This is a genomic window from Diaphorobacter ruginosibacter (genome assembly GCF_040396215.1).
GTDB lineage: Bacteria > Pseudomonadota > Gammaproteobacteria > Burkholderiales > Burkholderiaceae_C > Diaphorobacter_A > Diaphorobacter_A ruginosibacter_A.
This window is the reverse complement of the sequence record NZ_JBEBOW010000053.1, coordinates 1-22338: the sequence shown is the minus strand read 5'-3', so window position 1 is coordinate 22338 and position 22338 is coordinate 1. Positions and strand designations below refer to the sequence as shown.

Below are 22338 nucleotides of genomic sequence, written 5' to 3'. Positions count from 1 at the left end.
GCTGGATGCGCAAGCCCTGCTTGACGCGAAGCTGGTGGTGATACTCGGTGGCCCCATCGGTGTGTACGAAACGGATCGCTACCCATTCCTGGCCGAAGAGCAGCAGGCCATCGCCGCGCGCCTGGCCCAGGACAAGCCGACACTCGGCATTTGCCTTGGGGCGCAACTCATGGCCCGCGCGCTCGGAGCCGGCGTGGCGCCCACCGGGAAGGTGGAAATCGGCTATGCGCCCTTGACGCTCACCCGCGAAGGGCAGGAATCCGTGTTGCGCGAGGTGGGTTCGACACCCGTGCTCCATTGGCACGGAGACCAGTTCACCATCCCGCCAGGCGCGGTCCGGCTGGCGCAGACGGACGATTTCCCGAACCAGGCATTCTCATTCGGGCCTCGGATACTGGGCCTGCAATTCCATCTGGAAGCCAACCCCACGCACATCGAGCGTTGGCTGATCGGGCATTCACACGAGCTGGCGGCCCATGGCATCGATCCCCGAGCCCTTCGGCGCGATTGCGCGAAACACGGCCTTGAACTGTCCCTGGCCGCGCGCGCGGTATTCGGTGCATGGCTGGACCAGCTAGAGGATGGATAGACCATCGCTGCGCAAGGCGATCGTACAGCCACTCCCGACGGGCCCTCGATAGCTCACGGCTGGGAAAGCGGCCGCGCGAAAACGGTCATCACATAGTCCGCGATCTCCAGTCCGCGCTCCCGCGCGATGGCAGCCAGGCGCTCCTCTATCTGCGGATCGAAGAATTCATGCACCTGACCGTCGGTCAGCGAAACCAGATGTCCATGGCGCGGCTCGCCGTCGCAAAGCTCATAGATCGCGCGGCCCGCGCCCAACTGGCTTTTCTTGAGAATGCCCGCCTGCTCGAACTGCGAGAGCACGCGGTAGACCGTGGCAAGCCCCAGGTCCATGCCCAGCTCCACCATCTGGCGATACACATCCTCGGCCGTGAGATGCCTGCGCTCGCTGCGCTGGAACAATTCCAGCACCTTGATGCGAGGCAATGTCATTTTCAAGCCCGTATCCTTGAGCCGGTCTATTTGTTCCATGCGCGGAAACACTGCTCCATTGGCCGCAAGGTGCCATTGCGTCGGATCATGGGAAAAAAAGCATGGCTGGCCGGAAAACCGATGGCTAGCAAAAACGACCTTGGAGGTATGAATACCTCGGATCGCCCCACGATGAAACTCTGAATGAGAACCGGGGCATCGCCCTGTTCCCGATTGGATTGCATTGTACCTTAAAGAATAATGATTCTCATTTAATAACATCACTTTGAACATTGGATACAGATATCCGCAGCGGCGCAGCCAACCCGGCAGCCAACCTGGCAGTCAGCCGTGGTGGCGTGTGAGAGGACAGAGACTTCGCTGTGCGACGAACTGATGAAGGACGGCATGGAGAGAGATATCTCCAACCGATACCCGTGCCTGTGGTTTCTTGGGCAACGGACTCGTGTTCGAACGAGTCCCGGCTGCGCCCCCGCCAGACGAGCATGCGTATGCGATTCCCGGGGATTGCCCTGCCGGAAACGAAAAAAGGAGCCTAAGCTCCTTTTTTGCCTGCACACATGGATATTCAAACCCCATGCATACCTGAACTGGAGCGGGAAAACGGTCTCGAACCGTCGACCTCAACCTTGGCAAGGTTGCGCTCTACCAACTGAGCTATTCCCGCATTTTCTCTCTCGATTCCTGCGAATCAAGAGATCGAATTCTATCACATTTACTGCCGCCGTCAGAAGCTCCGCGAAACTCTTGGAACTTCCATCTTCAACAGAAGGAACGGCCATCGCCATTCCATTGCCTTCAAACCTGGAGGCGCGGTCCGGAGTCGAACCGGACTAACCGGATTTGCAATCCGGGGCATAACCGCTTTGCTACCGCGCCGTGACTGCTTCCGGCAGCGGACTGATCCATCGATCAACCCACCAGAGAAACTGGAGCGGGAAAACGGTCTCGAACCGTCGACCTCAACCTTGGCAAGGTTGCGCTCTACCAACTGAGCTATTCCCGCATTTTTATCTAAGCCTCACAGTATATACCGTGATTCGCTGCGATGGAATGAATTGTAGCGCAGTTTTTTGGCCTTCCAACCAAAACTGCATTTTTTTCAAAAAAATCTGCAAACGGGCGTTGGCGGCGCCTCGCCCGCCGCAGATTTCATTGCTGCCTCAGTGCTTGACCGAGCCCTGCTGTTCCGCGGGATTCGCGGCGGGCGTGGCGGCGGCCGCCGTGGCCGCCGCAGCGATCTCTTCGTCCGTCAAAGGAACGGGCTGGCGAACCAGCGCCACTTCCAGCACCTTGTCGATCCACTTGACGGGCACGATCTCCAGGCCGCTCTTGACGTTGTCAGGAATCTCCTGCAGGTCCTTGACGTTCTCTTCGGGGATGAGCACGGTCTTGATGCCGCCACGCAGCGCGGCCAGCAGCTTTTCCTTCAGGCCACCGATGGCCGTGACTTCTCCGCGCAGGGTGATCTCACCCGTCATGGCGACGTCGGCTCGCACCGGGATGCCGGTCAGCGCGGACACCATCGCGGTGGTCATCGCGGCACCAGCGCTCGGGCCGTCCTTGGGGGTTGCGCCGTCAGGCACGTGGATGTGGATGTCGCGCTTTTCGAACACCTGGTCCTTGATGCCCAGCCGATGAGCACGGCTGCGCACAACGGTGCGAGCTGCCTCGACCGACTCCTTCATCACATCGCCCAGCGAGCCGGTGCGCGTGACCACTCCCTTGCCCGGCATGGTGGCCACTTCGATGGTCAACAGATCACCACCGACCTCGGTCCATGCCAGTCCGACGACCTGACCCACCTGGTCTTCCTTTTCCGCGTGGCCGTAGTTGAACTTGCGCACGCCCAGGTATTCCGAGAGGTTCTCGGCATTGACCTTCACCTGCGGCTCGACCTGCTTGAGCAGCAGCTGCTTGACCACCTTGCGGCAGATCTTGGAGATTTCACGCTCCAGCGAGCGCACGCCGGCTTCGCGCGTGTAGTAACGCACGATGTCGCGCACCGCGCTTTCCTGCACTTCCAGCTCCTGCGCCTGCAGGCCGTTGTTTTCCATCTGCTTGGGCAGCAGGTACTTCATGGCGATGTTGGTCTTCTCGTCTTCCGTATAGCCGGCCAGGCGGATGACTTCCATGCGGTCGAGCAGAGCGGGCGGGATGTTCATCGAATTCGAGGTCGCCACGAACATCACGTCCGACAGGTCGAAGTCCACCTCCACGTAGTGATCGGCGAACTTGTTGTTCTGCTCGGGGTCCAGCACCTCCAGCAGCGCCGATGACGGGTCGCCACGGAAATCCATGCCCAGCTTGTCGATCTCGTCGAGCAGGAACAACGGATTGCGCGTGCCCGCCTTGTTCAGGCTCTGCAGCACCTTGCCCGGCATGGCGCCGATGTAGGTGCGGCGATGGCCGCGGATCTCCGCTTCGTCGCGCATGCCGCCAAGCGCCATGCGGACGTATTTGCGGCCCGTGGCCTTGGCGATCGACTGGCCCAGAGAGGTCTTGCCCACGCCCGGTGGGCCGACGAGGCACAGAATCGGCGCCTTGACCTTGTCGACACGCTGCTGCACCGCGAGGTATTCAAGGATACGGTCCTTGACCTTCTCAAGGCCGTAGTGGTCTTCATTGAGCACATCCTCCGCGAACTGCAGGTCGTGCTTGATCTTGGTCTTCTTGCTCCAGGGCAGGCCGGTGAGCACATCGATGTAGTTGCGCACCACGGTCGCCTCGGCGGACATCGGCGACATGAGCTTGAGCTTCTTGAGCTCGCCCTCTGCCTTCTTGCGCGCCTCCTGCGGCATGCGCGCGGCCTTGATCTTCTTCTCGATCTCCTCGATGTCCGCGCCTTCCTCGCCTTCGCCCAGCTCCTTCTGGATGGCCTTGACCTGCTCGTTCAGATAGAAGTCGCGCTGGTTCTTTTCCATCTGGCGCTTGACGCGGCCCCGGATACGCTTGTCCACGTTGAGGATGTCGACTTCCCTCTCGAGCTGCTCGAACAGGTTTTCCAGCCGCCCCTTCACGTCGGCCATGTCCAGCACCAGCTGCTTGTTCTCGAGCTTGAGCGGCAGGTGCGCGGCGATGGTGTCGGCCAGGCGGCCCGGATCGTCGATGCTGGAAATCGAGGTGAGGATCTCGGAGGGAATCTTCTTGTTGAGCTTGACGTACTGGTCAAACTGCTGCATCACGGCACGGCGCAGCGCCTCGATCTCGCTCGATTGAGGATCGTCGGCCACGGGTGTTTCCATCGGCGTCACGTTCGCGAAGAAATGCGTTTCCGCGTCGCTGATGGAGTCCACCCTGGCGCGCTGCTGCCCCTCGACCAGCACCTTCACGGTGCCGTCGGGCAGCTTCAGCATCTGCAGGATGGTCGATACGCAGCCCACCTCGAACATGTCTTCCACGGAAGGCTCGTCCTTGGCTGCTGTCTTCTGCGCCACCAGCATGATGCGGCGGTCGGCTTCCATCGCCAGCTCCAGGGCCTTGATGCTCTTGGGGCGTCCCACGAACAATGGAATGACCATATGGGGGAACACCACGACATCGCGCAGCGGCAGCAGCGGCAAGTCGATGGGGGTTGCGGGAAGTGGAGTGTTTCCGGACATGCAAAATCCTTTAATAGCACCCTGGAGTTGAGGCCGCGGGTTTCATTTTCAACCCGCCGCACGGCAGGCTTTTGCACTGCCGCGGCGGGTCACGGTCTCTGACTGCGCATGCGCTGTGCGCGCACGACGCCTGCCTCCCCGCGAAAATCGGGCTCAGGCTTTCTTGGCCGTCTCGCGGTACACGAGCAGCGGCGGCTTGTCTTCTTCGATGGTGGATTCATCCACCACCACCTTTTCCACGTTATCGGTCGTCGGCAGGTCGAACATGGTGGAGATCAAAGCCTGCTCCATGATCGAGCGCAGTCCGCGCGCGCCGGTCTTGCGGGCCAGCGCCTTGCGTGCGATGGCCTTCAGGCCAGCGGGACGGATCTCCAGCTCCACGCCCTCCATGGCGAGCAGCTTGCTGTACTGCTTGACCAGCGCGTTCTTGGGCTCGGTCAGGATCTGCACCAACGCGTCCTCGCTCAGCTCGGCGAGCGATGTGACAACGGGCATACGGCCCACCAGTTCGGGAATCAGCCCGAACTTGATCAGGTCTTCAGGCTCGATTTCCTGGAACACCTCGGAGATGGAGCGCTGCTTCTTGCTCTTGACCGTGGCGCCGAAGCCGATGCCGGAGGCTTCCGTACGGTTCTCGATCACCTTCTCGAGGCCCGCAAACGCGCCGCCGCAGATGAACAGGATGTTGGTCGTGTCGATCTGCAGGAAGTCCTGGTTCGGGTGCTTGCGCCCGCCTTGCGGCGGAACGCTGGCCATCGTGCCTTCGATGAGCTTGAGCAGCGCCTGCTGCACGCCCTCGCCCGACACGTCGCGGGTGATGCTGGGGTTGTCGCTCTTGCGCGAGATCTTGTCGATTTCATCGATGTAGACAATGCCGCGCTGCGCACGCTCCACATCGTAGTTGCAGCTTTGCAGCAGCTTCTGCACGATGTTCTCGACGTCCTCGCCCACGTAGCCCGCTTCCGTCAACGTGGTCGCGTCGGCCATCACGAATGGCACGTCCAGCTGGCGCGCCAGTGTCTGCGCCAGCAGCGTCTTGCCCGAACCCGTGGGGCCGATCAGCAGGATGTTGCTCTTGGAGAGCTCGACATCGTCCTTGCCCGCGCGATCCTTGTGGCGCAAGCGCTTGTAGTGGTTATAGACGGCCACGGCCAGCGTGCGCTTGGCCTTTTCCTGGCCAATCACGTAGTTGTCGAGGTTCGCCTTGATCTCCGCTGGCGCGGGCAGATCGCCGCGACCCTCGCGGCCACCGTCGCCCGCCTGAGGCTCGTCACGGATGATTTCGTTGCACAGATCAATGCACTCGTCGCAGATAAACACCGACGGGCCGGCGATCAACTTCTTCACCTCGTGCTGGCTTTTGCCGCAGAAGGTGCAGTAGAGGTTTTTCTCGCTGGAAGAGCCTTTTTTTTCGGCCATGGAAACAATGCCTTATGACAAGGAACTTAAGTCTGATGATAACGAAATGAGAAACGGCGTTTCTCCCGGTGCTTTTTGTGGTTTTTGACGCGCACGTGAAACGGCCGCGCCCAAAACCATCCGCCTCGGAGCCCGGTGACGCACCCTGTCCCGGTGGCGGCTGCTCCGCCAATACCGCCGGGATCAGCCATCAGCCGGTCAGGGACGCCTGGAGATGACCTCGTCCACGAGGCCATAGTCCCTGGCTTCTGGAGCGGTCATGAAATAGTCCCGCTCGGTATCGGCCTTGACCTTTTCGTAGTCCTGCCCCGTGCGCTCGGCCAGGATGCGATTCATCTGCTCCTTGGTGCGGAGAATGTCGCGGGCATGGATTTCGATATCGGTCGCCTGGCCGCGCGCGCCGCCCAGGACCTGGTGGATCATGATCTTCGAGTTCGGCAGCGAAAAACGCTTGCCCTTCGCCCCCGCAGCCAGCAGGAACGCCCCCATGCTGGCCGCGAAACCGCAGCACAGCGTGGACACATCGGGCTTGATGAACTGCATGGTGTCATAGATCGCCATGCCGGCGGTCACGCTGCCGCCAGGGGAGTTGATGTAGAAGGAAATATCCTTGTCGGGGTTTTCACTCTCGAGGAACAGCAACTGCGCCACGACAAGGTTGGCGGTCTGGTCGTTGACCTCGCCCACCAGGAAGATCACGCGCTCCTTCAGGAGGCGCGAATAGATATCGTAGGACCGCTCTCCGCGGCCCGACTGCTCGACGACCATGGGAATCATGCCCAGGGCCTGTGTTTCCAGTGCACTCATGTATTTCTCCAGACGTACGGATACTGTACTTTGGGAAGCCGCCCTCGCCGGCCGCTTCGGCGCAAGGTTAGCGCATGAAGCCATCAACAAGAAAATGGGCTTGCCCGTGCTGTCCAGAATCAGAAATATCCGACCCGATTCCAGACACCATAAATGAAATGGGGCTTGCACAGCAAAGTACAAGCCCACATGTCATGGTTTCGACTCACCGGCCATCATAGCGGCAAGTCCGATGGCTCCTGATGAAATCAGGCCTGAGCGCCCATCAGGTCGTCAAAGGAGATGGCCTTGTCGTTGACCTTGGCCTTTTCCAGCACGAAGCTGGTGACATTGTTTTCGATCACGACGGCTTCCACGTCGGCCAGGCGCTGGCGGTCGCTGAAGTACCAGCGAACCACGTCCTCGGGCTTCTCGTAGCTGGCGGCCAGCTCGTCGATGTGGGCCTTCAGTTGCTCTGGAGTCGCCTCCAGCTTGTTGGCCTTGACCAGTTCGGCCACCACCAGGCCCAGACGCACGCGGCGCTCGGCTTGCGGGCGGAACACGTCCTCCGGAATCTCCGCCTTGTCGGCGTCCTTGATGCCGCGCTGCTTCAGGTCGGCGATCGCGCCTTCGCGCAGGCGGCCGATTTCCGCTTGCACGCTGGCATTGGGCAGCTCCAGCTCGGCCTTGGACACCAGCGCGTCCATCACGGCCTGCTTGTTGCGGGCCTGCAGGCGGAACTTCACTTCGCGCTCCAGGTTGGTCCGGATGTCCTTGCGCAGGCCTTCGACGGTACCGTCGGCGATGCCCAGCGACTTGGCGAACTGCTCGTTCACCTCGGGCAGGTGAGCCGCCTCGATCTTCTTGACAGTGACCAGGAAGTCGGCCGTCTTGCCCGCCACTTCCTTGCCGTGGTAGTCCTCGGGGAATGCCAGCGGGAAGGTCTTGCTCTCACCCGCCTTCAGGCCGCGCACGGCGTCCTCGAACTCCTTGAGCATCTGGCCTTCGCCCACCAGGAACTGGAAGTCCTCGGCCTTGCCGCCGGCGAAGGTCTCGCCGTCGATCTTGCCTTCGAAGTCCACCGTCACGCGGTCTCCGTCTTCGGCTCCGGCATCCTTGGCGCGTTGCGCGAAGGTGCGGCGCTGCTTGCGCAGGATGTCCAGGGTCTTGTCGATGGCCGCATCGGTCACTTCGGCGGAAACCTTCTCCACCTCGGCGGAGGCCAGATCACCGATCTTCACTTCCGGGAACACTTCGAACACGGCGTCAAAGGATATCTCGCCTTCCGGCGCGCCTTCCTTCTCGGTGATGCGCGGCTGGCCGGCAACGCGCAGGTTGGCTTCATTGGCGGCCTGGGCGAACGCCTCGCCAACCTTGTCGTTCATCACTTCGTACTGAACGGAATAGCCATAACGCTGGGCAACGACGCTCATCGGCACCTTGCCCGGACGGAAACCGTCCATCTTCACGGTGCGCGCCATGCGCTTCAGGCGCGATTCGACCTCGCTCTGAATCGATGCAACAGGCAGGCTCAGCGTGATTTTGCGCTCGAGCTTCTCAAGATTTTCAACAGTTACGGCCATGGTAGTTCCTAGTGTCAGGGCTGTGGACCGAGCCGACTGCAGCGCAGGCAGTCTGCACCGTGTTCCGCCAAAGTCTCACGTTCATGCGCGGCCCGCCCCGAAGGAGACGAGCCGCGTAAATCAATAACCTATCGGTTGTCTGGTGATTTCACGCTCCAAAAAGCCGGAAGAATTCCGGCCTGGTTTGCGGGAAACGGAAGATTATAACCAGCGCTTGTGCACCGGCTCCCCGGTAAAACCTGAGGCGGTGGGGCCTGCGGACAACAAAAAAGGCTGATACCCCTTGGGGAATCAGCCTCCCGGAGGAGCGTCGGCCAGCCGTATCCGGCGGCGCCTTCCCCATCCATTGCATATCGTGGTGCGCGGAGCCGGACTCGAACCGGCACGGTGTTGCCACCGTCAGGACCTAAACCTGGTGCGTCTACCAATTTCGCCACCCGCGCGGTTGCTGGTTCCGCGCGGGCCCGATTCATGGTTCTGGGCATGCCAGAATCCCGGGCGGCCACGGAACTGGCCAAGCCCTATATTCTATCCTGAGTCTTACGCCTTTTCGACCTTTCCGATTTTCGCGGCGGCCCGTGCTTCATGACCCGGCCCCATCGTGCGATGCAGGCTTGCCCACCCGGAACCAGGCGGCATACATCGCGGGGAGCGCCAGCAGCGTCAGGACCGTCGCAACGATCAGTCCACCCATGATCGCCACTGCCATCGGGCCCCAGAACACGCTGCGCGAGAGCGGAATCATCGCCAGCACGGCGGCGGCCGCTGTCAGGACGATCGGACGCATGCGCCGGACCGCCGATTCGATGATGGCCTCGCGCGGCTCCACGCCCTTGGCGCGGTCGAGTTCGATCTGGTCGATCAGAATCACCGAATTGCGCTGGATCATGCCCATCAGCGCGATCACGCCCAGCAGCGCCACGAATCCGAATGGCCTGTTCAGAAGCAGCAATGCCGCCGCCACGCCCGCGATGCCGAGCGGACCGGTCAGGAACACCAGCATCGCGCGGCTGAAGCTATGCAGTTGCAGCATCAGCAGTGTGAACACGATGAACAGCATGATCGGCAAACCGGCCACGATCGACGCCGAACCCTTGCTGCTTTCCTCCACCGCGCCCGCCACCTCGATGCGCACGTCCTGGCCGCCCTCCTCCTTCCAGCGGGACTCCATGGCACGCAACTGCGGCAGCAGCTCGCTGGTGACGGTCGCGCCCTGCAGCCCCTCGACGATGTCGCCCTGCACGGTGACGGCGTAGTCGCGGTTCCAGCGCCACATCACGCCAGGCTCCCAGGTAAACACGGGCCTGGCGATCTGCGTCAGCGGAATCGACTTGCCGCTCGCGGTGGGCAGGTAGGCATTGGCGATGTCCGAGATCGCTTCGCGCTCGTCGGGAGACTGGCGCAGCACGATCTCGATGAGCCTGTCGTCTTCCCGATACTGGCCGATGGTCGTACCGCTGAACATCGTGCGCGATGCCTGCGCGATCGACTGGCTGGTCACGCCGAGGGCGCGGGCCTTGGCCTGATCGACTTCAAGGCGGATGACCTTGACGGATTCATTCCAGTTGTCGTTCACGCCAAGCATGTGGGGGTTCTCGCGAAGAACCTTCTTGACTTCGTTCGCCCGCTGGCGCAGGTGCTCCGGATCACTGCCGATCACGCGGAACTGCACCGGATAAGGTACCGGTGGCCCAACCGGCAGCAGCTTTACGCGGCCACGCACTTCGGGAAATTCCTGCGCGAGCAGACTGGGCAGCAGCAGCCGGATCCTTTCGCGCTCCTTCAGATCGCTGGAGAGCACGATGAATTGCGAGACGTTGGTCTGCGGGAACACCTGATCGAGCGGCAGATAGAAACGCGGCGTGCCCGAGCCCACCCAGGTTGCCACGCTGGCGACTCCATCCTGCTCCATCAGCCGCCTTTCGATGCGCTTGGTGACCTCTTCGTTGGCCGCGAACGACGTGCCCTCCGGGAACCAGACATCCACAATGATTTCCGGGCGGATCGAATCCGGGAAGAACTGCTGCTGCACCTTTCCCATGCCCAGGACACCGAGCACGAAGAGAGCGATGGTCGCGGCGATCGTGGTCCAGCGGTGATCCACGCACCAGCCCACCGCGCGCCTGAAGTAGCCATAGAACGCCGAATCGAACAGCTCATGCGGGGGCGCGTTCGGGTCGTGCGGTTTCACCTTGAGGAGCAAGGTGCCCAGGTAGGGCACGAAATACACCGACACCAGCCAGGACAGCACCAGCGCGATCACGGTCACGGCGAAGATCGCAAACGTGTATTCGCCCGTCATCGACTTGGCGATGCCGATCGGCAGGAATCCCGCCGCCGTGATGAGCGTTCCGGTGAGCATGGGCTTGGCGGTGACGTCATAGGCAAACGTCGCGGCCCGAGCCTTGTCGTAGCCCTCCTCCATTTTCCGCACCATCATCTCGACGGCGATGATGGCGTCGTCCACCAGCAGCCCCAGCGCGATGATGAGCGAGCCCAGCGAGACCTTGTGCAGCCCGATGTTGAAATAGTTCATCACCAGGAACGTGACCGCCAGCACCAGCGGAATGGTGATGGCGACCACCAGCCCCGGCCGGTAGTCGATATGCCAGCCGAAGCGGCCGCCCTTGTGCAGCCCCAGCGAGACAAAGCTCACCGCCAGCACGATCACGACGGCCTCGATCAGCACTTTCACGAACTCGTTCACCGAATCCGCGACGGCGGCTGGCTGGTCCTGCACCTGCGCCAGGTGCACGCCGGCTGGCAGCGTGGGCTCGATCTCCCGCGTGGCCTCGCGCAGCGCCTTGCCGAGGGCGATGATGTCACCGCCCCTGATCATCGAGATTCCCAGGCCGATCACCTCGTGGCCGTCGAAGCGCATCTTCACCGATGCAGGATCGACATAGCCGCGGCGCACCTCGGCTATGTCGCCCAGATGCAGCTGATTGCCGCTGCCGCCACGGATCGGCATGGCGCGCAATTGCTCCACGCTGTCGAACTGCCCGCCCACGCGAACCTGCACCACGTCCAGCTGCGTATTGATGGCGCCGGCGCTCTCCACCGCGTTCTGCGCGCCAAGCTGCTGCAGCACGCCATTGAAGTCGAGCCCCATCTGCGCGAGGCGCTTCTGGGACACCTCGACCCAGATCTTCTCGTCCTGCACGCCGAACTGCTCGACCTTGGCGACGTCCTTCACGCGCAGCAGCCGTTGACGCACATCGTCGGCGAAATCCTTGAGCTCCGCATAGCTGAAGCCGTCGCCACGCAGGGCGTAGATCACGCCATACACGTCGCCGAAGTCATCGTTGAAGAACGGTCCCTGGACGTTGCCCGGCAAGGTGTAGCGCATGTCGCCGATCTTCTTGCGCACCGTATACCAGATGTTGGCCACATCCTGCGGCCTGGAAGAATCCTTGATCTCGAAAATGATCTGCGACTCGCCCGGCTTGGAATAGCTGCGGATCTTCTCTGCATAAGGCACCTCCTGCAGCGTGCGCTCGAGCTTGTCGGTCACCTGTTCGGCGACCTGCTGCGCCGTGGCTCCCGGCCAGTAGGTGCGCACCACCATCGCGCGGAAGGTGAAAGGCGGATCCTCGTCCTGCCCGAGCTGGAAATAGGAAGCAAAGCCCAACAGCATCAGCACGACCATCAGGTAGCGCGTGAGCGGTGCGTGTTCGAGCGCCCACTTCGAGAGGTTGAAATGCTTTTTGGGTTCGGACTCGCCGGACGGCTTTTCTGTACTGGACATGCGTGGCCCCATCCGTCAGTTGGCGCTGGCCGCCGATGCCCCGGGCGCCGCGGTCTCCTGCGGGCTGGCGCTCCTGGGCTGGTACACCGTCACCTTCTGCCCCGGCGAGAGCACGTGCACGCCGGTTGCGACCACCTGCATGCCGGGCTGGAGACCGTCCGCGATGACCGCCTGATTGCCGTCCGCCGTGGCTATCCGCACCACCTGCGAGCGCACGCTGCCGCTGGCCGCGTCATACACCCAGACCGCCGTCTGTCCCCCCTCCTGGCGCAGCGCGGTCGTCGGCAGCGTCAGCGCCTGAATGCCTTCGCGCCCGAGCGCGCCGGGCTCCACATATACCGTTGCGCCCAGCGGAGGAACCTGCGCGCCCTCGATGGCGACCTTGACCAGGAAAGTCCGCGTGACCGGATCCGCGCTGGCGGCCACCTCGCGCACCGTTCCCTTGAGAGGCGCCCCCTCCGCCCAGGGCCGCACCGTCACTTCCTGCCCGGTGCGCAGTTGCGCGACCTTGTCCTCGGGCACCGAGAACACCGCGTCGCGCGGACCATCCTGCGCGATGCGCACCACCGGCGTCCCGGCGGCAACCACCTGCCCCGGCTCCGCATCAATGCCGGTGACCACGCCGGACACGTCGGCAACGAGGCGCGTATAGCTCGCCTGGTTGCCCTGTGACGCCAATTGCGCCTGGGCCTGGTCCAGCGACGCCTGGGCGGCCTTGAGCGAGGCCTCGCGCCGCTCCAGCTCGGCCCCGCTGATGAAGCTCTGCTCCTTCAACTTGCTGTAGCGCTGGACATCCGCCGCCGCCAGATCACGCTGCGTCCGGGCGGCATTCACCTGGGCCTGCGCGGCCTGCGCGGAAAGCTGATAGTCGCGCGCATCAAGCTGCGCCAGAAGCTGGCCCGCCTTCACATGCTGGCCGAGCTCCGCCTGGCGCTCCACGATCTTGCCCGGCACGCGAAATCCCAGGCGCGACTCCACCCGCGCGCGCACCTCCGCCGAATATTCCAGCTGCGCATGCAGTGGCGCGGCCCCCACGGTGAGCAGCTTCACGGCGCGCACCGGCTCGGGCTGCGGCTCCTTGCGCGAGCATCCCGCCAGCGCCACGCCAGCAGACACAATCACGGCCAGCGCGATCGCGCGCGCCCATGCCGGGCGATCGCCGCGAGGCACCCATCTGCTTGTTCGATCCCCCCGGCCCATCGGCGCATCCACGGTGCTCATGCTCATGGCAGCATTCCATTCAATATTAATGACTGACTGGTTAGTAATCTATGAGAGGAGCCGCCGCCTTGTCAAGCGCGACAATATGGGCGTGAACCCCTCCCAGCCCCCACGGAACCCATCAATGCAGACGCCCTGCGGGCAGCCCGAGCCCGCCCGCGCAGCCCCCGTCACGCATTACGAGAACTTTCCCGTCGCATCCTGGCTCTGCCCGCCACACCTGCGCGAACCCATCGCCGCCATCTACGGCTTCGCGCGCACCGCGGACGACCTGGCCGACGAAGGCGACTGCACGCCGGAGCAACGCCTGCGGGACCTGGCGGACTATCGCACCGAACTCCAGCGGATCGCGCGCGGCGAGACGCCAAACCCGCGCTGGCCGCAGGTGTTTGCCCCGCTGCAGGCGCAGATGCGCGAGCACGACCTGCCCGTTCAACTGCTCGACGATCTGCTGGATGCGTTCATGCAGGACATCGTCTACACCCGCGATGGCCGCACCTATGCCGACTTGGCCGAACTGCTCGACTACTGCCGCCGTTCGGCCAACCCGGTGGGCCGCCTGCTGCTGCACCTCTATGGCGTGAGCGACCCGCGCTCGCTGCAGCAAAGCGATGCGATCTGCTCCGCCCTGCAGCTCATCAATTTCTGGCAGGACCTCAGCGTCGATCTGCCGCGCGGGCGGCATTACCTGAGCGATGCGGATTGCACGCAATTCAACGTGCGGCGCGACACGCTCTCCGAGCTGCGGCGAAGCGCGCAGACCGACGCCCTCATCATGCACAACGCGCGGCAGGCCCGCGAGCTGATGATGTCCGGCGCACCGCTCGCGCGCTCGCTCAGAGGCCGCGCCGGCTGGGAACTGCGCCTGGTCGTGCAGGGCGGGTTGAGGATTCTCGACAAGGTGCAGGCGCTTCAGGGCGCAAGCCTCGTACGCCGCCCGAGGATCGGGCCGACCGATGCGCCCGTGATGCTCTGGCGGGCGCTTTGGATGTAGCCGCGCCGCCCGTCAATCCGCGAACAGCTCCAGCAGCCTGTCAAGCCCACCCGAATCGATCGCCACGCCCGCCCGGTCCCGCACAGCGGGCTTGGCATGAAACGCCACTGAAAGCCCCGCCGCATCGAGCATCGCAAGATCGTTGGCGCCATCGCCCACCGCGATGGACTGCGCTGGCGATATGCCCAGGCGCGCGCATGCATCCAGCAGGCGTTCCCTTTTTCCGGCGGCATCCACGAACCGCCTTCCGGGCTGGGCGAGGATGCGGCCCGTGAAAACGCCGGCCTCCACTTCGAGCACATTCGCGTGGATTTCATCCAGACCAAGGCGCTCGGCCAGCGAATCCGCAAAGCGGGTGAAACCACCCGAGATCAGCACGCAACGCAGCCCATGCGCCCTGCACGCCCGCACCAGCTCGAGCGCGCCCTGCGTCAACGGCATGCGCTCATCCCGCACGCGGTCGAGCAGCGAGGCCGGCACGCCGGCGAGCAGCGACAGCCGTTCGCGCAGATTCTGCTCGAAATCCACCCTCGGGCCGGCCATGGCCGCGCGCGTCATGGCTTCGATCCGGGCCTTGCAGCCGGCGAGATCCGCCAGCTCGTCCACGGTCTCCGATGCCACCAGCGTGGAGTCCATGTCAAACGCGATCAGGCGGAAATCCCGCAGGCGCAGGGGCAGCCGCAAATTCCGGCCGAACAGGCCCGAGGAAAGCTCGCGCAATTCCAGGGCGCCACCATCGCTATCGCCAGGCTTCATGCCTATCCTTCCTTGTGCATGGCCACTGCAGCCAGCCAGTCCGCAAAGCGCTTCGCCGCGGCAGCGGCAGCGCCGTCCGTCTTGTAGAGCGCATACACTCCCGCGCCCGTCAGCCGCGGCTGCGCAAACGGAGTGCGCAGGCGCTCGCCCTGAAGGTCTTCTTCCACCATGCACCAGGGGACCAGCGCGATCCCCAGGTCATTCATGGCCGCCTGCACGCAGAGAAAATGATGGTCGAACATCGGCCCCGGCAATTGCGTGGGCACCTCCAGCCCCGCCAGGCCGAACCAATGCGGCCAGTCGTCCACGCAGCCCGTGACCTGCAAAAGCGGGTGACCCAGACAGTCGGCGGGCGCGCGCAGATCGTGGCGCTGCATGAATCGCGGCGACGCCACCGGAATCAGGAAATCGTCCATCACCCGCACGCAGGCGTGCTCGGGGCGCTGCAGCGGAAACCGGAGAATCACGACGTCGCTGGATGCGTCCGCCTGTTCGATGAAGCGGCGATTCACGGTGGTGAGCTGCACATCCACGCCGGGCTCCCATTCCTGGAACTCCGACAGGCGCGGAATCAGCCACTTCATCGCCAGCGACGGCGTCGTGCATACACGCAGAATGCGCGGCGCGCTGGGCGATTTGACGGCATGCGTTGCCGTGGAGATGCGGTCCAGGCACGCCTGCACCTCCTGAAAATAGGCGCGCGCGTGCGGCAGCAGCACGACGCCACGCGCTTCCCTGGCAAACAGCGGCCGGTCCAGGTATTCCTCCAGAAGCCTGATCTGCTGGCTCACCGCGCTGTGGGTAATGCTCAGCTCATCGGCCGCCGCCGTGAAATTGGCGTGGCGCGCGGCGGCCTCGAACGCACGCAGCGTCTTCAATGGCGGCAGCGTGCGCTTGGCCATGGCTCAGTCCGCCACACGCACGGGCGCAGCCGCTCGAAGCAGGGAGTTCACATCCAACATGGGCGATGGCAACGGACTACGGGCTTTCCCGATGACGGTGATATTCAGAAAAGGGATGGGCGAGCCATCCGCGGCGGCGAAACATCTTAGTGGAGCAAGCCATAAGAAAAACTAACAGCAGCCACGAAAAATGAGCGCTGGCCGTCCAGGCGGATATTTTTCTATCATCGCTGCGCGGGAGCGGTCCCGCAAAAACGTGTTCGCATATGGCATCCATCACTATCGACGGCATCGTCAAGCAGTTCGGCGGCAACACCGTTCTGCAGAATCTCTCCCTGCACATCCCGGACGGGGCGTTCTACACGCTGCTCGGTCCCAGCGGCTGCGGCAAAACCACCTTGCTGCGCTGCATCGCGGGCTTCTATGAACCGGACGCCGGCAGGCTCCTGTTCGACAAAGACGACGTGACCCGCATTTCCACCCACCACCGCGACATCGGCATGGTGTTTCAGGACTATGCGCTGTTCCCCGACAAGACCGCGTTCGACAACGTGGCCTACGGCCTTCGCGCGCGCAAGGTCGCCAGGCCGGAGATCACGCGCCGCGTGACCGAGGCGCTGGAGAAAGTGGGCCTTGGCGCGCTGGCCGACCGCTATCCCGCGCAGATGAGCGGCGGCCAGCGCCAGCGCGTCGCGCTCGCGCGCGCCCTGGTGATCCGCCCGCGCGTGCTCCTGATGGACGAGCCGCTGTCCAACCTCGACGCCAAGATGCGCCTGCAGATGCGCGACGTGATTTTGGACCTGGTGCGCGAGGCCGGCATCACCACCGTATTCGTGACGCACGACCAGGAGGAAGCGCTCGCCATGTCGGATCGCATCGCCATCATGGACCACGGCCGCATTGCGCAGTTGGGCACGCCCGAGGACCTCTACGGCACACCCGTCAATGCCTACGTGGCCGACTTCATCGGCTCGGCCAACGTGCTCAAGGTGACGATCGGCCCAGCCGCGCAGGGCGCCAGCCACGTGCGCTATGAGCTCGCCGGCCGCACGCTCAACGGCGTGGCCGGCGCGGGCCGCCTGGCCGACGAAAGCGTGCTGATCGCACGGCCCGAAGACCTGTCGCTGATGGCCCCCGCTCCCCATGTGCCAAACACCGTGTCCGGCCAGGTGCTGCGCCGCCAGTATCTCGGCTTCAAGACGGCCTACCGCATCCAGCTCGACGCCGGCCCCGAGATCCGTGTCGAACTGCACGCGGGAAACACCGTCGCCGACTTCCACGCGGGCGACCGGGTGCAGGTGCTGGTGCCCGCGGACTGCCGCATCGTCGCGGCCTGACGCACGGGAGCCCGGCATCATGAAAATCAAATGGTGGCCCTGGGGATTCCTGACACTGGTGTGTCTGGTCCTGCTCGGCTTCTTCGTGCTGTATCCGCTGGGCGTCCTGTTCAGCAACAGCGTGCTCGACGACGAAGGCGGCTATTCGCTGCAGGCCTTCGTCTCCCTGCTCGATGACACCGAATACGTGAAGGCATTCTGGAACACGCTGATCCTCGGGTTCAGCGTCACCTTCTGCACGGTGCTGGTCGGCGTGCCGTTCGCCTACATGGTGGCGAGGTACGAATTTCCCCTCAAGAACCTGGTCGCCGTCCTGCCGGTGCTCACCATCGTGATCCCGGAAATCATCGTCGGCCAGTCATGGCTGCTGGTGCTGGGCAACAATGGCCTGCTGACCAATTTCTTCGCCGATCACGGCATCGAGCTGCCTTCGTTCTATGGCTGGACGGGCATGATCTTCTCGATGACGCTGGTGTACTACACCTACATCTACCTGGGCGTGCTCGCCGCGCTGCGCGGCTTCGACGGCTCGCTGGAGGAAGCCGGGCTGAGCCTGGGAACCTCGCCGCTGGTCACCAAATGGCGCGTGCTGGTGCCGGTGATGCTTCCCGCCGTGCTCGTCAACGCGCTGGTGGTGTTCACGCTGGTGGTCGGCAACTTCGCGTTGTCCATGTTGCTGGGCAGCCGGGTTCCGCTGCTCTCGGTGATGACCTACAACACCTTCGTGAGCGAGATGGGCGGCAGCCCCGCGCTGCAAAGCGCGATGTCCGTGGTGTCCATCGGCATCGTCGCCGTGGTGCTGTTCGTGCAAAAACGCGTGGTGGAACGCAAGATCTACGCCATGACGCAAGGCCGCGCTCCGGCGCCGCAGCGGGTACGCTCCTGGACATCGGCGCTGTTCACCGGATCGGTGAGTGCGATCATCCTGGCATCCCTGCTGCCGCTCGCCGTCGTCTTCATCGCCGCCTTCACCGCCACCAGCGGGCCCGTGATGCACTGGGGGCGCTGGTCGCTCGACAGCCTCACGCGCGCCATCCGCCATGCTCCCGAGCCGATCCTGAACTCGCTGGAATACTCGTCCATCGCGACAGTCGTCGGCGTTGCCTTCGCGGTCCTGGTGAGCTACCTGACGATCAAGAAGCGCAACGCGGCGACGCAACTGCTCGACTACATCGTGGTGTTGCCGCTCACCATCTCGGGCACCGTGCTGGGCATCGCGCTGGTGCAGACGTTCAACTCCGGCTGGCTGGTGCTGGCCGGCACGTCGGGCATCATGGTGCTGGCCTATGCCGTGCGCCGCCTTCCCTTTGCCGTGCGCAATGCCACATCGACGCTGTTCAACATTCCCGAATCCATTGAGGAAGCGTCGATCAGCCTGGGCGTCTCGCCGCTGATGACGTTCTTCAAGGTGGTGCTCCCGGCGATGAAGGCATCGCTGATTTCCGCCGCGATCCTGATGTGGGTGACGACGATCTCCGAGCTGTCAGCCTCCGTCGTGGTGTACAGCGGCGGACTGGAGACCATGCCGATCGCCATCTTCCGCCAGGTCGATGGCGGACGTCTCGGCCTGGCGTCGGCCTATGGCGCGGCGCTGGTGACGGTGATCCTCGTGCCGATCTTCCTGTCGATCAAGGTATTCCGGATCAATCTCTTCTCCAGCAAATGACGTTTTCTCCTTCCACTCAACCACACCACAAGAGCGAGACATCATCATGAAACTCCAAGCCCTTTTGCAAACCACTCTCGCAGCCCTCGGGCTCGCCGCGGCCATGGCGCATGCGCAGACCGTGGTGCTGTATTCGTCCAACAATACCGAGACGATCGAGACCGCGCTCGATGTGGTGAAGAAAACCGCGCCCAACCTGAAAGTACAGCAGGTCACCGGCGGCACCGGCTCGCTCATGAAGCGCATCCAGGCGGAAGCCAAGAACCCGCGCGGCGACGTGCTGTGGAGCGGCGGCTTCGGCACGCTGGGCGCCTACAAGGAATTGCTGCAGCCGTACAAGGCGCCCGGCATCGAGGCCATCCCCAAGGAATTCCGCGGACCGGATGACCTGTGGATCGGCACCAACGTGCATGTGATGGTCATGATGGTCAACGAGCGCCAGCTCAAGGGCCGCGCCGCGCCCACCACCTGGTCCGACCTGATGAAGCCCGAGTGGAAGGGCAAGTTCGCCATCACCGATCCGAGCAAAAGCGCCACCGCCTACATGCTGGTGTACGGCCTGCTCAAGCAGTTCGGCAAGGACGGACTCGAGAAGATCGCCGCCAACGCGGTCGTGACGTCCTCCTCGGGCAGCACCTACAAGGGCGTGGCGGCGGGAGAGTATCCCGTGGGCCTGACCATCGAATACGCCGCCCAGGAATACGTGGCCGGCGGACAGAAGGAAATCAGGCTCGTCTATCCCAGCGAAGGCAGCTACCTCGCTCCGGAAGGCATGTTCCTGGTGAAGGGCGCGAAGAACATGGACGCGGCGAAAACGCTGTACAACGCGCTCATGAGCAAGGAAGTGCAGGAAGCCGAACTGGTCAAGAACTTCCGCCGCCCGACGCGCACCGACGTTCAGGTGTCCAAGCTCACGACCCTGCCCGACCTGAAGTCGATCAAGATCTTCCCGCTCGATCAGGATGCCGCATCCGCCGAATACGAGCAGTTGGTTGCGCTCTGGAACATCGCCGTCAACAAGGCGCGCTGATCCCGCTGATGGCGGCGCAAGGGCGTTCATGCCGCCCTTGCGCATTCCGGCCGCGAAACGGCGGCCTCGAGAACCCGGGCATGCTCCGCGGACATGGGAGAATCGCGGGATATGAATCCGGAACAGTACGTCCAGCAAAAAGCTGCCAGCTCGGGCAGCAGTTTTTATTACGCCTTCCTGTTCCTGCCCGCGCAGCGACGTGCGGCGATCACCGCGTTCTATGCGTTCTGCCGCGAAGTGGACGACGTGGTCGATGAAGTCTCCGACCCGGGCGTGGCCCGCACCAAGCTCGCGTGGTGGCAGTCCGAGGTGAGCCAGGCCTTCGCCGGCAAACCCACGCATCCGGTCATGCAGGCGGTGATGCCGCATGTGCCCGCCTACGGACTGGAGGAACGCCAGTTCCAGGCCATCATCCAGGGCTGCCAGATGGATCTGGAGCAGACCCGGTATCTGGACTTTCCCGGCCTTGCCCGTTATTGCCACCTGGTGGCCGGCGTCGTTGGCGAGGTCTCGGCCAGGATTTTCGGGCAGACCGACGCGGCCACGACCGGGTACGCGCACAAGCTCGGACTGGCCTTTCAGCTCACCAACATCATCCGCGACGTGGGCGAAGACGCCATGCGGGGCCGCATCTACCTGCCGGTGTCGGAGCTCCAGCAATTCGACGTGAAGGCGCACGAAATCCTGAACAGGAAATACTCGGACAATTTCACGAAGATGATGCGCTTTCAGGCGCAGCGCGCGCACGGCCTGTACGACGAGGCGCTGGCGATGCTGCCCGCCGCCGACCGGCGCTCGCAAAAGCCCGGACTCATGATGGCCAGCATCTACCGCACGCTGCTGCGCGAGATCGAGGCCGAAGACTTCAAGGTGCTGCACCAGCGCATCAGTCTCACGCCCCTGCGCAAGCTGTGGCTTGCGTGGAAGATGCAGGCCCTGGGCCGCATGTGAACGCCAACGCCCGCCTCCGCGCATGAACCCGTCACGCAGGAAGAATGTCGCCGTCATCGGTGCCGGCTGGGCCGGCATGGCCGCCGCGCTCGGCGCCGCCCGCGCCGGACATGGCGTCACCGTCATGGAAGCCGCGCGCACGCTTGGCGGGCGCGCACGCGCGGTGCACTGCGCCGATGCCCGGGGCAACCCCTTGGTTCTCGACAACGGCCAGCACATCCTCATAGGTGCCTATGGCGAATGCCTGCGGCTGATGCGCGAGGTGGGCGTGGACCCGCATGCCGCCATGCTGCGCATGCCCCTGTCGCTGCGCCACGCCGACGGCTCGGGCCTGCGGTTGCCCGATTGCGCCCCGCCCTGGGACGCGCTCATCGGCATTGCGCGCGCGCGCGGCTGGTCGGCCGGGGAACGCATCGCGCTGCTGAAGCGGGCCGCCGCCTGGCGGCTGGAGGGATTCCGGTGCGCGGACGCGGACAGCGTGGCGGACATCTGCGGCGGCCTTCCGCGAAAGCTCATGGACGAGTTCATCGATCCGCTGTGCGTATCCGCTCTCAACACGGTGGCGGCGCAATCGAGCGCCCGCGTGTTTCTGCGCGTGATCCAGGACAGCCTGTTCAGCGGCCGTGGCGGCTCCAACATGCTGCTGCCCCGGGTCGATCTCGGCGAGCTTTTTCCGGCCCCCGCCGCGCGTTGGCTTCAGGCGCGCGGCCACCAGGTCCTGTCCGGCCATCGCGTGCAGGACATGCAGCCCGCGCAGGCGGCGCACGGACACGCCCGCTGGCTGGTGGACGGCCAGCCGTTCGACGCCGTCATCCTGGCGACCGCGCCCCTGGAAGCGGCGCGCCTGGTGCAGGGGGCGGCGGGCCGCCATCCCCACCCTTGCAGCCTGCATGCCTGGGCGCGAACCGCGCAGGTCCTGCGCTTCTCCGCCATCGCCACGGTGTATGCGCAAACGCGCGATACCCATCCCGCACGGCTGGCCGCGCCCATGCTCGCGCTGCGGCCGCGCGCGGGCCAGCCGGCGCAATTCGTGTTCGACCGCGGGCAGTTGGGCGGCCCGCCCGGATTGCTGGCCTTTGTCGTCAGTGCGTTCGAAGGCGAGCGCGAAGCGCTTGCCGGGCAGGTGCTGGCGCAGGCAGCCGCGCAACTGGCGATGGATGGGCTGGCGCATGTGCAGACGGTCGTCGAAAAGCGCGCCACGTTCTGCTGCACGCCCGGCCTGGTCCGCCCCTCCATGGAGATCGCGCCCGGCCTGCTGGCATGCGGCGACTATGTGGATGGTCCCTATCCCGCCACGCTCGAAGGAGCCGTGCTGCATGGCTCCAA

The 22338-nt window shown here is 64.0% G+C and carries 16 protein-coding genes and 4 tRNA genes; 7 read left to right on the top strand and 13 right to left on the bottom strand.

Translation table 11 applies throughout. From position 1 onward, the window contains the following. Window positions 1–589, top strand: a 589-nt coding sequence (locus ABWP92_RS08710; RefSeq protein WP_353234981.1) for a glutamine amidotransferase, incomplete at its 5' end; no start/stop codon positions are given. Between the two features lie 53 nt (window positions 590–642). Here the strand turns inward: ABWP92_RS08710 and ABWP92_RS08705 are convergent. The 11 genes from ABWP92_RS08705 to ABWP92_RS08655 form a co-directional block, all read right to left on the bottom strand. Further along, window positions 643–1017, bottom strand: coding sequence for a ferric uptake regulation protein (locus ABWP92_RS08705; RefSeq protein ID WP_353234980.1), 375 nt, complete (start codon window positions 1015–1017; stop codon window positions 643–645). A gap of 591 nt (window positions 1018–1608) precedes the next feature. Continuing rightward, window positions 1609–1684: transfer RNA gene (locus ABWP92_RS08700), tRNA-Gly, on the bottom strand. 138 nt (window positions 1685–1822) lie between these two features. Further along, a tRNA-Cys gene (locus tag ABWP92_RS08695) sits at window positions 1823–1896 on the bottom strand. A 51-nt stretch (window positions 1897–1947) separates the two neighbouring features. After that, window positions 1948–2023, bottom strand: a tRNA-Gly gene (locus ABWP92_RS08690). Between the two features lie 157 nt (window positions 2024–2180). Continuing rightward, entirely contained in the window at window positions 2181–4619 is a 2439-nt protein-coding gene (gene lon / locus ABWP92_RS08685) for an endopeptidase La (RefSeq protein WP_353234979.1), read from the bottom strand. A gap of 153 nt (window positions 4620–4772) precedes the next feature. Next, window positions 4773–6038 (bottom strand): ATP-dependent Clp protease ATP-binding subunit ClpX, encoded by a 1266-nt coding sequence (gene clpX, locus ABWP92_RS08680; RefSeq protein WP_353234978.1) that lies wholly within the window; start codon window positions 6036–6038, stop codon window positions 4773–4775. A 198-nt stretch (window positions 6039–6236) separates the two neighbouring features. After that, window positions 6237–6845, bottom strand: coding sequence for an ATP-dependent Clp endopeptidase proteolytic subunit ClpP (gene clpP / locus ABWP92_RS08675; protein ID WP_353234977.1), 609 nt, complete (start codon window positions 6843–6845; stop codon window positions 6237–6239). A gap of 248 nt (window positions 6846–7093) precedes the next feature. After that, window positions 7094–8407, bottom strand: a complete 1314-nt coding sequence (gene tig, locus ABWP92_RS08670) for a trigger factor (RefSeq protein ID WP_353234976.1) — start codon at window positions 8405–8407, stop codon at window positions 7094–7096. A 356-nt stretch (window positions 8408–8763) separates the two neighbouring features. Then, window positions 8764–8850 (bottom strand) — tRNA-Leu (locus ABWP92_RS08665). A 140-nt stretch (window positions 8851–8990) separates the two neighbouring features. Then, window positions 8991–12155 carry an efflux RND transporter permease subunit gene (locus ABWP92_RS08660; protein WP_353234975.1) on the bottom strand — a complete coding sequence of 1055 codons (3165 nt, stop codon included), beginning with the start codon at window positions 12153–12155 and terminating at the stop codon, window positions 8991–8993. A 15-nt stretch (window positions 12156–12170) separates the two neighbouring features. Further along, window positions 12171–13355, bottom strand: coding sequence for an efflux RND transporter periplasmic adaptor subunit (locus ABWP92_RS08655; RefSeq protein WP_502907489.1), 1185 nt, complete (start codon window positions 13353–13355; stop codon window positions 12171–12173). A gap of 145 nt (window positions 13356–13500) precedes the next feature. On the opposite strand from ABWP92_RS08655, the gene hpnC reads away from it, so the two are divergent. Continuing rightward, window positions 13501–14370: a squalene synthase HpnC gene (gene hpnC, locus ABWP92_RS08650; protein ID WP_353234973.1), complete on the top strand. Its 870-nt coding sequence runs from the start codon at window positions 13501–13503 to the stop codon at window positions 14368–14370. Window positions 14371–14382: 12 nt separating this feature from the next. On the opposite strand, the gene serB is transcribed toward hpnC, so the two are convergent. Beyond that, entirely contained in the window at window positions 14383–15126 is a 744-nt protein-coding gene (gene serB / locus ABWP92_RS08645) for a phosphoserine phosphatase SerB (RefSeq protein ID WP_353234972.1), read from the bottom strand. A gap of 2 nt (window positions 15127–15128) precedes the next feature. Continuing rightward, window positions 15129–16028 carry a LysR substrate-binding domain-containing protein gene (locus tag ABWP92_RS08640; protein ID WP_353234971.1) on the bottom strand — a complete coding sequence of 300 codons (900 nt, stop codon included), beginning with the start codon at window positions 16026–16028 and terminating at the stop codon, window positions 15129–15131. Window positions 16029–16294: 266 nt separating this feature from the next. Between ABWP92_RS08640 and ABWP92_RS08635 the strand changes: the two genes are divergently transcribed. The 5 genes from ABWP92_RS08635 to hpnE all read left to right on the top strand — a co-directional run. Next, window positions 16295–17365 (top strand): ABC transporter ATP-binding protein, encoded by a 1071-nt coding sequence (locus ABWP92_RS08635; RefSeq protein ID WP_353234970.1) that lies wholly within the window; start codon window positions 16295–16297, stop codon window positions 17363–17365. A 19-nt stretch (window positions 17366–17384) separates the two neighbouring features. Beyond that, on the top strand, window positions 17385–19031 hold the full coding sequence (locus ABWP92_RS08630; RefSeq protein ID WP_353234969.1) for an ABC transporter permease: 1647 nt from the start codon (window positions 17385–17387) through the stop codon (window positions 19029–19031). Window positions 19032–19077: 46 nt separating this feature from the next. Further along, window positions 19078–20061, top strand: coding sequence for an ABC transporter substrate-binding protein (locus tag ABWP92_RS08625; RefSeq protein ID WP_353234968.1), 984 nt, complete (start codon window positions 19078–19080; stop codon window positions 20059–20061). 111 nt (window positions 20062–20172) lie between these two features. After that, on the top strand, window positions 20173–21012 hold the full coding sequence (hpnD, locus tag ABWP92_RS08620; RefSeq protein WP_353234967.1) for a presqualene diphosphate synthase HpnD: 840 nt from the start codon (window positions 20173–20175) through the stop codon (window positions 21010–21012). Window positions 21013–21034: 22 nt separating this feature from the next. Beyond that, window positions 21035–22338, top strand: a 1304-nt coding sequence (gene hpnE / locus ABWP92_RS08615; RefSeq protein ID WP_353234966.1) for a hydroxysqualene dehydroxylase HpnE, incomplete at its 3' end; no start/stop codon positions are given.

Bases quoted from the DNA above. Each gene is read 5' to 3' on its own strand.
- clpX (WP_353234978.1), bottom strand. From the start codon at position 6,038: ATGGCCGAAAAAAAAGGCTCTTCCAGCGAGAAAAACCTCTACTGCACC.
- ABWP92_RS08655 (WP_502907489.1), bottom strand. From the start codon at position 13,355: ATGGGCCGGGGGGATCGAACAAGCAGATGGGTGCCTCGCGGCGATCGC.
- ABWP92_RS08640 (WP_353234971.1), bottom strand. From the start codon at position 16,028: ATGGCCAAGCGCACGCTGCCGCCATTGAAGACGCTGCGTGCGTTCGAG.
- ABWP92_RS08630 (WP_353234969.1), top strand. From the start codon at position 17,385: ATGAAAATCAAATGGTGGCCCTGGGGATTCCTGACACTGGTGTGTCTG.
- ABWP92_RS08660 (WP_353234975.1), bottom strand. From the start codon at position 12,155: ATGTCCAGTACAGAAAAGCCGTCCGGCGAGTCCGAACCCAAAAAGCAT.
- ABWP92_RS08635 (WP_353234970.1), top strand. From the start codon at position 16,295: ATGGCATCCATCACTATCGACGGCATCGTCAAGCAGTTCGGCGGCAAC.
- ABWP92_RS08705 (WP_353234980.1), bottom strand. From the start codon at position 1,017: ATGACATTGCCTCGCATCAAGGTGCTGGAATTGTTCCAGCGCAGCGAG.
- clpP (WP_353234977.1), bottom strand. From the start codon at position 6,845: ATGAGTGCACTGGAAACACAGGCCCTGGGCATGATTCCCATGGTCGTC.
- serB (WP_353234972.1), bottom strand. From the start codon at position 15,126: ATGAAGCCTGGCGATAGCGATGGTGGCGCCCTGGAATTGCGCGAGCTT.
- lon (WP_353234979.1), bottom strand. From the start codon at position 4,619: ATGTCCGGAAACACTCCACTTCCCGCAACCCCCATCGACTTGCCGCTG.
- tig (WP_353234976.1), bottom strand. From the start codon at position 8,407: ATGGCCGTAACTGTTGAAAATCTTGAGAAGCTCGAGCGCAAAATCACG.
- ABWP92_RS08625 (WP_353234968.1), top strand. From the start codon at position 19,078: ATGAAACTCCAAGCCCTTTTGCAAACCACTCTCGCAGCCCTCGGGCTC.
- hpnD (WP_353234967.1), top strand. From the start codon at position 20,173: ATGAATCCGGAACAGTACGTCCAGCAAAAAGCTGCCAGCTCGGGCAGC.
- hpnC (WP_353234973.1), top strand. From the start codon at position 13,501: ATGCAGACGCCCTGCGGGCAGCCCGAGCCCGCCCGCGCAGCCCCCGTC.